Here is a 9,609-nt window from a genome sequence, read left to right on the forward strand (position 1 = left end):
CAACTTCAAATGGAAACAAACACAGCATTAAATCAATCGCTTGCTTAATTTTGGTAATACGTTTTTCTTTCCAAGCCCATAAAGACGGACTAACATAATGCACCGTTTTAATGCCTTGTCTTTTTAAATTCGTGGCTATTCTTAAATTAAAATCTGGCGCATCTAAGCAATAAAAATATCAGGCTTATCCTTTTGCCAATAACTTAATAAAAATTTTTTTAATCGATAAATACTGGGCAAATGCTTTAAAACTTCGGCTAATCCCATAACAGATAAAATATTGATATCAGCTAAGCTATTAAAGCCTGCTGCCTGCATATGCACACCACCAATCCCACTAAAACGTGCATTAGGATAAATTGCTTTTAAAGCCGTTAATAAAGGTGCTCCTAATCTATCACCCGATACCTCACCAGCCAGCAAAGCAATATGTGGTTCCGTTGTGTTCAACGAATTAACCCTCGCTTACCCGTTTCTGTTAAAAATACAGCAATTTTACTCACAGCATCAGATTGCGCTGCTAATTGGTTAATTTTTTCTCTCGCTTCAGAAAGTAATAAATTTTCGCGATAAAGATATCGGAAAGCGGATTTAATTGCCTCAATCTCTGTTTGAGCAAATTGATGACGACGAAGACCTTCCATATTGATTCCACTAGCTTTTGCTGGCATACCAGACACCATGGAAAATGGTGGGACATTTTGCTTCACACCACTTGAGAACGCCAAAATTGAATAATCACCAATATGGACAAATTGATACACCAATGCGTAGCCACCTAAAATGACATAATCCCCAATATGCACATGCCCTGCTAAAGATGCATTGTTGGCAAAAACTGTATGACTACCCACAATACAATCATGCGCTAAATGGCAATATGCCATTATCCAATTATCATCACCGATTTTTGTGACTCCGCCGTCTTGAACTGTCCCACGATTAAAAGTTACAAATTCACGAATCGTATTATTATCGCCAATCTCTAACCAGGTATCTTCACCCGCATATTTCTTATCTTGTGGCATGGCACCAATAGAGGCAAATTGGAAAATACGATTATTTTTTCCGATTTTAGTCGGTCCTTCAATCACGACATGTGGACCAATCACCGTTGCGCTATCAATATGGACATTAGCGCCAATAACACTATAAGCCCCAATACTCACATCATCTGCTAGCTCTGCTTTTGGATCAATAATCGCTGTTGGATGAATCATGCGTCGCCTTTACCTGCTGAAGTACACATAATTTCTGCATTACAAACCACTTTATCATCTACGTAGGCAATAGCTTCAAATGACCAGATTCCTCGACGAGATTTAAGTAGTTTAACATCTATCACTAATTGATCACCGGGAACCACAGTTTTACGAAAACGTGCTTTATCAATGCCTACAAAAAAATAAATCGCATCTTCTTCTGGCTCATCAGGTAAACCCATTGCAGTCTTAGCATATTTAACACCTAAAATTCCCGCTGCTTGCGCCATTGCTTCAATAACCAACACCCCCGGCATTACGGCTTTACTTGGAAAATGTCCTTGAAAAAAAGGCTCATTAGCTGTTACATTTTTTAACGCTCGAATTTCTCCGGCTGGATCTAAATGAATAATTCGATCAATCAATAAAAAAGGATAGCGATGAGGTAAATATCTTCTAATTTCTTCAATATCCATAAGCGGTTCTATCATTTCTCTTTCCCAAAAAGTCTAAGTTTTGCTAAAAAATGTTTCCATTGCTTAATCGGCATGACTGTCATGGCGGAACAATAAATACCCGGTTTGGTTATAGATTTGCTTACTGATGAATGTCCTGTAAATTGCGCACCATCGCAAATAGTAATATGTCCTGCAAAAACACTTGCACCGCCAACCACACAGTATTGACCAAATTTCACAGAGCCCGCGATTACACAACAACCTGCGATAGCGGTATGCGCGCCAATTTCAACATTATGTGCCACCTGAATTAAATTATCTAATTTTACGCCATCATGAATAATAGTATTTCCAATAGCGCCTCTATCTATCATAGTGCCTGCACCGATTTCTACATCATCTCCAATCTGTACACCACCTAATTGGGCAATCGGTAGCCAATGATCTTTTTCAAAATGATTTCCAAAACCTCGTTCACCGATCACTGCATTCGACAAAATATTACATCTTTTACCAACAGTGGTTTTACTTAGTAAACGCGCGCCTGTTCCAATTCTTGTATTTTCTCCAACGATTACACCGGCAGCAATGGTTGCTAGCGCTTCAATATGTACACCATTTCCAATCTTTGCTTGCGCCTCAATAACCACCCCCGCGCCAATATAAACATTTTTTCCAATTTGGGCGCTAGAATCAATTATTGCAGACGGATGAATTCCTATTGATTTTTTTTGAATATTTTCAATCTCTTGAGAAATTATTTGCCAAGCTTTTCGCACATCTGAGACAACAATCTGCGTAATACTCGCTTCTTGAGGTTCATTGACTAACACGACAGATAATTGAGAATTTTCCAATTGATGACGATATTTTGATTCCGCAAGAAAACCAATTTCTCCTTCTTTCCCATCTGTTAGCCTACCAGCACCCATAATCTCAATATCACTTCCAATAAGCTGCCCTTCTACCAAATGCGCAAGCCATTGAGCAGTTAATTTACTCATAGCGCTTCTTCCTTTTTAATCTCTTGTTGCTTTTCAGCAGAAACATCACTTGAACTATTATCTGAAGTTTGATTCATAGGAACCAATCCGTCTTGATGCGCTAATTTATCCAAACGCTCAATGACTAACTCTGTCAAATCTGCTTTCTCACTGACATAAAGTACGCCAGTATCATTTAAAATAACATCAAAAGATTGCTCTTTTGCCAAACTCACAATTTGATCAAGCACTAAACTTTGTAGTTTTGCTATTTCTTCATTACGACGTACACTATAATTATCTCTAAAAGCCGCATCTTGGCGAGCAATTTCCCTTCTTTTTTCAATTAGCTGCTGTGTTAATGTATCATAATCGGCATCATTTGCATGTCTTGCTACTTTTTGTTCTAAAGCTTCTAGTGTTTTTTGAGATTGCAAGAGTTCTTGCTGTTGAGCGCTAAATTCATTATCCAAATTTCGGCGAATAGCGCTTAACTGAGGAATAGTTCCCATAATTCGCCGAAAATTGACAAAGCCCAGTCTTAAATTTGAAAGCTTTACATTTTTAACTAAACTAGAAGTAGTCGCTGGTACGACTTTTAGAACGTCTGATAAAATTTCTTTATTAGACATATGGACTTGTTCTTCATTGAAAGAAAGCGATACATTTTCTGGTAATTGCGCAATACATAACGGCATCATAACAGCTGCCGTTATTCCCCCAAAAATCTTCTTACTCATTAGAAGCTAGTACCTAAAGTAAATTGGAAACTTTCTCGCTTATCGCCTTCTTTTTTATTTAAAGGAACGCCATAGCTTAGATTTAATGGTCCAATTGGTGATATCCAATTAATAAACACACCGGCAGAATAGCGAATATCTTTTGCTTTAGCATCATCAAATTTTGACCAAACATACCCTCCATCTACAAACGCACCTACTCGTAGATTTCTTGAACGTTCATTGAAAGAAATAGGCATAATGAGTTCGGCACCACCAATTACTCTAAAATCTCCGCCGGCATAGTCGCCATTTTTATACCGAGGTCCAACAGAACCGTATTTATAGCCCCGAATGGTATCAATGCCGCCCGCATAATAGTGGCGATAAAACGGGAGTCCACCTTTGGTGTTTCCATAGCCATTGCCATAGCTAATATTGCCATGTAATGAAAAAACAAGAGAATCTGGATTACCACTCGAAAAATAGCTTCTATTTTTATACTCCGTTCGATAATACGTTAAATCACTACCTGGAGTCGTTCCTTCTATACTAATAGCATTACGCGTTCCAACGGTTGGAAGATAGGCATCATCTGTGGTATCACGAACCCAAGAACCTTTTAAAACATATTCATCATACTTACTACCATTTTCTTTCAAATAATCAGAAATTTCAGTTGCAACTTCTTTCCCAGTATGAATTTTGACTTGCCGATATCCGCCACCTAAATAAATATTTTGATACTCTGAAATTGGATAGCCAAAAGTAACAATGGCACTTAAGTTATCTGATGTCCAATCTGATAAATCTCCGTCATCGTAATCATATTTCGCATAATTAAACTCAAAGCTTGCGCTAATACCGTCGTCAGTAAAATAAGGATTGGTAAAGTTTAATCCATATGTTTCTTGATACGAGCCTTTACCAAAATTGATATTAAAGCGATTTCCTGAACCAAAGAAATTATCATCGGTATATTCTATATTAAACAGTGCACCACTACTTTGACCATAACCAACACCACCTTGAATATAGCTTGTACTTCTTTCTTTTATCGTATAGACAATATCTACCTGATCTGGATGCCCTTTAACTGGCACCAGTGTTTTATCAATTTGTTCTACCTGTGGTAGACGACGAATTCTTTGCTCGCTACGCTCAATATCAGAAGCAGAATAAGGCGTCATTTCTTGCTGACGCAACTCGCGTCTTAAGACACTGTCATAGGATTTTTGATTATCTATAAATTCAATGCGACGAACCATAATACGATTACCCGGTACAATCACTAAGTTAACCATAATTTGACGAGTTAATTTATCAATATCAGGAATGATATTGACATCTGCTTGTGCATAACCCTCATCTGCTAATCTTGTTTTAATTGCATCTACAGACGTTTCAATATCCTTACGATTATATACATCATTAGATTTGATTTTAATTAGCTGACGAATTTCAGCTTCTGGAATCACCAAGTTTCCTGAAAGCGTATAATCTTTTATGATATAAGGTTGACCTTCTTGCAAAGTGATTGTTAAAAAAGCTTTTGTTTTATCACTAGATAATGATGTGTGAGTCGAAATGATTTTAAAATCATAAAACCCTCTATCATGATAAAAATCTGAAAGACGCTTTAAATCTTGTTGTAGTTTTTCACCATTGATTTGGTCATTTTTGCTCATAAAAGATAACCAACCTGTTGTACTCGTATCTAACAGCTTTCTAAGCCGACTATTGGAATATACTTTATTTCCAATAAACGTAATATCTTTTATTTGAGCGGTACGTCCTTCGCTGATATCAAATTTTATTGCTACTCGTCCACGCGGTAAATTAGTTACGGTTGGCGTAATCTTAATTTGATATTTATTTAATACTTGATATTGCTTATAAAGTTCATTTTCAATTTCTTGAAGCATTGCAGGATTAAATGCTTGTCCTTCAGCAAACCCCGATTTAGCAAAAGCTTCCTTAATATTACTGCTATTTAGCGTAGTATTACCCGATAATTCAATAGAGGAAATAACCGGATATTCTTTTACCTGAACAACCAATACATTTCCATCTCGTGCAAGATTGATATTAGAAAAAAGATTACTCGCATATAAATCAGTGACTGCTTTTGCACTGTTAGCTAAATCTATTTTTTCCCCAACTTTGACAGGTAAATAATTAAAAACAGTACCTGCTGAAACCCTTTGCAATCCTTCTACGCGAATATCTCTTACGACAAAAGAATCGGCAACAGCTGTAGCAGTAAAACACAGCGCAATTGCGCTACTTATAAAGCTAGGTCGGAAGGCTATCATATGTTTGGCTTTCTCAAGAAAAAAGGAAACTGCATCATACCAAAGCCCGAACCTCTGCGCCAAATCTTTAAACATTCCTGAAATCCGCAAACTTCGCTCATAACATTATCTATCTTTTTTCTTTAATTTAATCTTTATAAAACAACAAATAATATTCGGCATTGTAATTTAAGGCTCTAGACTAACAGGTTGTTCCTGCTAGTCTAGAGCCATAGATTTTGGCTACAACCAAAGCGCTACGCTCGTCCTCATTGGTAATCATCGAGATAGGCTTTAATATCTGCTTTAGCGAGTACACTGCATCTCTTTACTCTCTAAATTATCTATCCCGTTTTTAAATTTTACTTTTACCAACTCAATTTAACACAGCGCTGCATCCAATATAACATCGCTAAAAATCAAATATCACTAATACTTCAATGCGTTCATCCCTATTACTCAATAATTCAGGTAAAATACCCCTCCATGATAGCCTTGCTCAAGCAAGGCTTCTTTTATTAACCAAAAGGACAATATGATGAGTAAAAAAATTCCTATGACCAAAAAAGGTGCTGATGCTTTACGCACAGAACTTGATATCTTAAAAAGCGAAAAACGTCCTAAAGTCATTCAAGCCATTTCCGACGCGCGTGAACATGGCGATTTAAAAGAAAATGCGGAATACCATGCCGCACGCGAGCAGCAAGGTTTTATTGAAGGACGTATCCAAGAATTAGAATATAAACTTAGCAACGCACAAATTATTGACGTTACCCAGCTGCCAGATAACGGTAAAGTTGTCTTTGGTACCACTGTAGAGCTAGAAGATGTCAATAGCGGTGAAACCATGAAATATAAAATTGTTGGTGAAGACGAAGCAGATATTAAAAAAGGGCTACTTTCTAATACCTCTCCTATCGCAAGAGCATTATTAGGCAAAGAAGAGGGAGATGTTGTTGATATTACCGTACCTGGTGGTAACAAATCTTTAGAAATTGTTGCTGTTCATTACATTGATTAACTTATCATAAACGATTATGTCATTAGTCATTACCTTAGGGAAAAAAGCCAAAACTGCTGCTCAAACGCTAGCAAGCGCAACTACCTTGCAAAAAAATACTGCCCTACTGGCAATCGCTGACCATTTGTTAGCAGAAACAGCTGCCATTCTTTCCGCAAATGCAAAAGATATCGCGTTGGGGAAGCAGAAAAATCTGGCGCCTGCTTTATTAGATCGATTATCACTAAATGAAACGCGATTAAAACAAATGGCTGATGGCATTCGTCAGATTGCATCACTTCCTGACCCAGTCGGCGAAATGACTGGGATGAAAACAAACGAAAAAGGGCTAAAAGTTGGGAGAATGCGCGCACCTTTAGGGGTTATTGGTATCATCTATGAATCTCGCCCTAACGTTACTGCTGATGCGGCAGCGCTTTGCTTAAAATCGGGCAATGCGGCTATTCTGCGTGGTGGTAGCGAAGCCATTCATTCTAATCAAGCGATTTTAGCTTCTGTTAAACACGGATTACAGCATGCGGGACTCCCAGAAGACAGTATTCAACTAATTAATGATACAAATCGCGCACATGTCACTGACTTATTACAAGCCAATGAATACGTTGATGTGATTATTCCGCGTGGTGGAAAAGGCTTAGTAAAATTAGTCAGCGAACAAGCTAGAATGCCAGTTATCAAACACTTAGATGGACTGTGTCATCTCTATATTGATGTGGATGCTGATTTTGAAATTGCTCTACGCTGCGCTGATAATGGAAAAACCTATCGATATGGTATTTGTGGAGCGACAGAAACCCTTTTAATTCACAAAGCCATTGCGTTCTCTATCCTACCAGCTATTGCAGATATTTATCAGCGCAAATCGGTAGAAATGCGAGGTTGTCCTGAAACCGTTAATCTACTCAAAAACTCTCATTCCATTTGTCTAGCAACTGAATCCGACTGGCAAACAGAATACTTAGCGCCTATTATTAGCATTAAAATTGTTGAGGATTATCAACAAGCCATTGAGCATATTGCGCAATATAGCTCTAAACATACCGATAGTATCGTGACAAATAGCTTAGCAACTGCCCAACGATTTTTACGAGAAGTAGATTCCGCAAGTGTTATGGTCAATACGCCCACCTGCTTTGCAGATGGGTATGAATATGGGCTCGGTGCTGAAATTGGTATTAGTACGGATAAAATTCATTGGCGTGGACCCGTTGGATTAGAAGGCCTAACTAGCCAAAAATTTATTATCATTAGCGACGGCATTACCCGGTGAATGCTTATCTATGGCTAATACTAGCCATTATTGCCGAAGTTATCGCAACATCTGCATTGAAAGCAACTGTAGGATTTACACGCTTATTGCCATCAATCATTACCGGACTAGGATACGCATTCGCTTTTTATGCACTCAGTCAATCCATAAAAACTGTTCCACTTGGAATTGCTTACGCGATATGGTCTGGACTGGGAACTGCTCTTGTTGTCATTATTGCTTGGATAATTTATCAACAGCCCTTAAATATACGAACAATTTGCGGAATTACATTTATTATTATCGGTGTGATTATTCTCCAACTGTCCTCACCACATTAAAAACTGTTATTATATTTAAGAACCTTAAACCTAAAAGAAAATTATGAGTAACGAAACCTTAAAAAACTTAGTTCAAAACAGCCTAGAAGACATGAAAGCTGTTGATGTTCAAATCATTGACTTAGCAGGTAAAGCAGATTTTGCTGATTACATGATTATTGCTAGTGGTACATCCGACAGACATTTACATGCAATGGCAGATAAAGTTCAGCAAGATGCTAAAGCAGCTGGTTCTCCTGCTCTTGGTGTGGAAGGAGAAGATAGCAGAGATTGGGTTTTAGTTGACCTAGGGGATATTATTGTGCATCTAATGCGACCAGAAACACGCCAGCTTTACGCGCTTGACAAATTATGGTCTTTGCCTGCAACACGTCAATCATCTTAATTTCTAAATGGAAAAAGAGCGCCTCTATAAAACTGTCTGGTTTTATGCAGACTTAGCTACTAACGAAAATCATACACAGATTTTCAATCATGTTGATTTTTCTGATTATGCTGAACGTTTAGAAGATGCTTATAACCATCTATATCAAGAAGGATATGAAGTGGTAAATGTTATCCCTATCAATATGGGACAAACCGATATTTCCTCACAACAGCAAGGTATTTACACACATATGGATTCAAATGCCTACTCAATCATTTGTGACGCAATTGTTGTGGGTAAGGGTAAGAACAAAAATATTAACTCAATAAATAGCTTGAGACCTTTGCAAAACCCCTAAAAATAGAGAAATTCAATTTTTTAAATTTTGAAAACATATTAAAATCATAGTGTTAATTTTTCTGCTAGTGGTAAAAATTCGTATAAAACGGAATTTTGCAAAGATCTCAGCTTGTATCTTGCACAAGACCTTAATATGCCACCTTGCCACGGCAGCAGATGAAATTCGTATATAGCAAAGCACAACGATAAAGAACTCATTGGCTTATACTGCTCTGAAACCGAAGGAGGGCGTTAAAAATTCTGTGTCAGGTTAATTAAAGATTCATCACGGCATCTAACCGACTAGGGAAATAGATAGACAATTGCATCATTGTCCTGTCCCCAATTAGGAATCGGCATTGTCTATTTTTCGCTGGCATTTAACATACCAACATATAAGAGTTTGAGCAAACTGGTTTCATTAGGAAACGCTCCTTTAGTTTTAGTTAACTTGCGGAATTGACGATGGACTGCCTCTACCGCATTGGTGGTATAAATGGGCTTTCTCACCGCCTCAGGATATTTAAAATAGTGACTTAGCAAATGCCACTTATCCCGCCAAAACTTAATCACCGCAGGGTATTTATTACCCCAAAGGTTTTCTAACCTATCAAGCGCCAATTCAGCTGATTCTTT

10 protein-coding genes and 2 pseudogenes are annotated in these 9,609 nt (G+C 37.6%); 5 read left to right on the forward strand and 7 right to left on the reverse strand.

Annotated features, from left to right (window positions below; all coding sequences use genetic code 11):
• The 6 genes and pseudogenes from A5N85_RS17720 to bamA all read right to left on the reverse strand — a co-directional run.
• Window positions 1-450, reverse strand: a pseudogene (locus A5N85_RS17720) (lipid-A-disaccharide synthase); the annotation flags it as partial.
• Window positions 447-1,220 carry an acyl-ACP--UDP-N-acetylglucosamine O-acyltransferase gene (gene lpxA / locus A5N85_RS09920; RefSeq protein WP_072577085.1) on the reverse strand — a complete coding sequence of 258 codons (774 nt, stop codon included), beginning with the start codon at window positions 1,218-1,220 and terminating at the stop codon, window positions 447-449. The pseudogene A5N85_RS17720 and the gene lpxA, both read right to left, overlap by 4 nt.
• Window positions 1,217-1,693, reverse strand: coding sequence for a 3-hydroxyacyl-ACP dehydratase FabZ (fabZ, locus tag A5N85_RS09925; protein WP_072577086.1), 477 nt, complete (start codon window positions 1,691-1,693; stop codon window positions 1,217-1,219). The genes lpxA and fabZ overlap by 4 nt, the downstream gene beginning before the upstream one ends.
• On the reverse strand, window positions 1,690-2,664 hold the full coding sequence (gene lpxD / locus A5N85_RS09930; RefSeq protein ID WP_072577087.1) for a UDP-3-O-(3-hydroxymyristoyl)glucosamine N-acyltransferase: 975 nt from the start codon (window positions 2,662-2,664) through the stop codon (window positions 1,690-1,692). Before lpxD ends, fabZ begins: the two co-directional genes overlap by 4 nt.
• On the reverse strand, window positions 2,661-3,383 hold the full coding sequence (locus A5N85_RS09935; RefSeq protein ID WP_072577088.1) for an OmpH/Skp family outer membrane protein: 723 nt from the start codon (window positions 3,381-3,383) through the stop codon (window positions 2,661-2,663). Before A5N85_RS09935 ends, lpxD begins: the two co-directional genes overlap by 4 nt.
• Window positions 3,383-5,752, reverse strand: coding sequence for an outer membrane protein assembly factor BamA (bamA, locus tag A5N85_RS09940; RefSeq protein WP_249023954.1), 2,370 nt, complete (start codon window positions 5,750-5,752; stop codon window positions 3,383-3,385). The genes A5N85_RS09935 and bamA overlap by 1 nt, the downstream gene beginning before the upstream one ends.
• A 442-nt stretch (window positions 5,753-6,194) precedes the next feature.
• On the opposite strand from bamA, the gene greA reads away from it, so the two are divergent.
• The 5 genes from greA to A5N85_RS09965 are packed head-to-tail and all read left to right on the forward strand — an operon-like array spanning window position 6,195 to window position 8,992.
• On the forward strand, window positions 6,195-6,677 hold the full coding sequence (greA, locus tag A5N85_RS09945) for a transcription elongation factor GreA (RefSeq protein WP_072577089.1): 483 nt from the start codon (window positions 6,195-6,197) through the stop codon (window positions 6,675-6,677).
• Window positions 6,678-6,693: 16 nt separating this feature from the next.
• Window positions 6,694-7,947 carry a glutamate-5-semialdehyde dehydrogenase gene (locus tag A5N85_RS09950; protein WP_072577090.1) on the forward strand — a complete coding sequence of 418 codons (1,254 nt, stop codon included), beginning with the start codon at window positions 6,694-6,696 and terminating at the stop codon, window positions 7,945-7,947.
• Window positions 7,944-8,267, forward strand: coding sequence for a DMT family transporter (locus tag A5N85_RS09955; RefSeq protein WP_072577091.1), 324 nt, complete (start codon window positions 7,944-7,946; stop codon window positions 8,265-8,267). The genes A5N85_RS09950 and A5N85_RS09955 overlap by 4 nt, the downstream gene beginning before the upstream one ends.
• 43 nt (window positions 8,268-8,310) lie before the next feature.
• The gene (gene rsfS, locus A5N85_RS09960) at window positions 8,311-8,652 is read left to right on the forward strand and encodes a ribosome silencing factor (protein ID WP_072577092.1); all 342 of its coding nucleotides are present in this window, start codon (window positions 8,311-8,313) and stop codon (window positions 8,650-8,652) included.
• Between the two features lie 7 nt (window positions 8,653-8,659).
• On the forward strand, window positions 8,660-8,992 hold the full coding sequence (locus A5N85_RS09965; RefSeq protein ID WP_072577093.1) for a hypothetical protein: 333 nt from the start codon (window positions 8,660-8,662) through the stop codon (window positions 8,990-8,992).
• Window positions 8,993-9,248: 256 nt separating this feature from the next.
• Here the strand turns inward: A5N85_RS09965 and A5N85_RS09970 are convergent.
• Window positions 9,249-9,609 (reverse strand): annotated as a pseudogene (locus A5N85_RS09970) (transposase); the annotation flags it as partial.

The organism is Suttonella ornithocola (assembly GCF_001889065.1).
In the GTDB taxonomy this organism is placed as follows: domain Bacteria; phylum Pseudomonadota; class Gammaproteobacteria; order Cardiobacteriales; family Cardiobacteriaceae; genus Suttonella_A; species Suttonella_A ornithocola.

Coding starts and splice junctions, on each gene's coding strand:
- lpxA (WP_072577085.1), bottom strand. CDS start 1,220: ATGATTCATCCAACAGCGATTATTGATCCAAAAGCAGAGCTAGCAGAT.
- fabZ (WP_072577086.1), bottom strand. CDS start 1,693: ATGATAGAACCGCTTATGGATATTGAAGAAATTAGAAGATATTTACCT.
- lpxD (WP_072577087.1), bottom strand. CDS start 2,664: ATGAGTAAATTAACTGCTCAATGGCTTGCGCATTTGGTAGAAGGGCAG.
- A5N85_RS09935 (WP_072577088.1), bottom strand. CDS start 3,383: ATGAGTAAGAAGATTTTTGGGGGAATAACGGCAGCTGTTATGATGCCG.
- bamA (WP_249023954.1), bottom strand. CDS start 5,752: ATGTTTAAAGATTTGGCGCAGAGGTTCGGGCTTTGGTATGATGCAGTT.
- greA (WP_072577089.1), top strand. CDS start 6,195: ATGAGTAAAAAAATTCCTATGACCAAAAAAGGTGCTGATGCTTTACGC.
- A5N85_RS09950 (WP_072577090.1), top strand. CDS start 6,694: ATGTCATTAGTCATTACCTTAGGGAAAAAAGCCAAAACTGCTGCTCAA.
- rsfS (WP_072577092.1), top strand. CDS start 8,311: ATGAGTAACGAAACCTTAAAAAACTTAGTTCAAAACAGCCTAGAAGAC.
- A5N85_RS09965 (WP_072577093.1), top strand. CDS start 8,660: ATGGAAAAAGAGCGCCTCTATAAAACTGTCTGGTTTTATGCAGACTTA.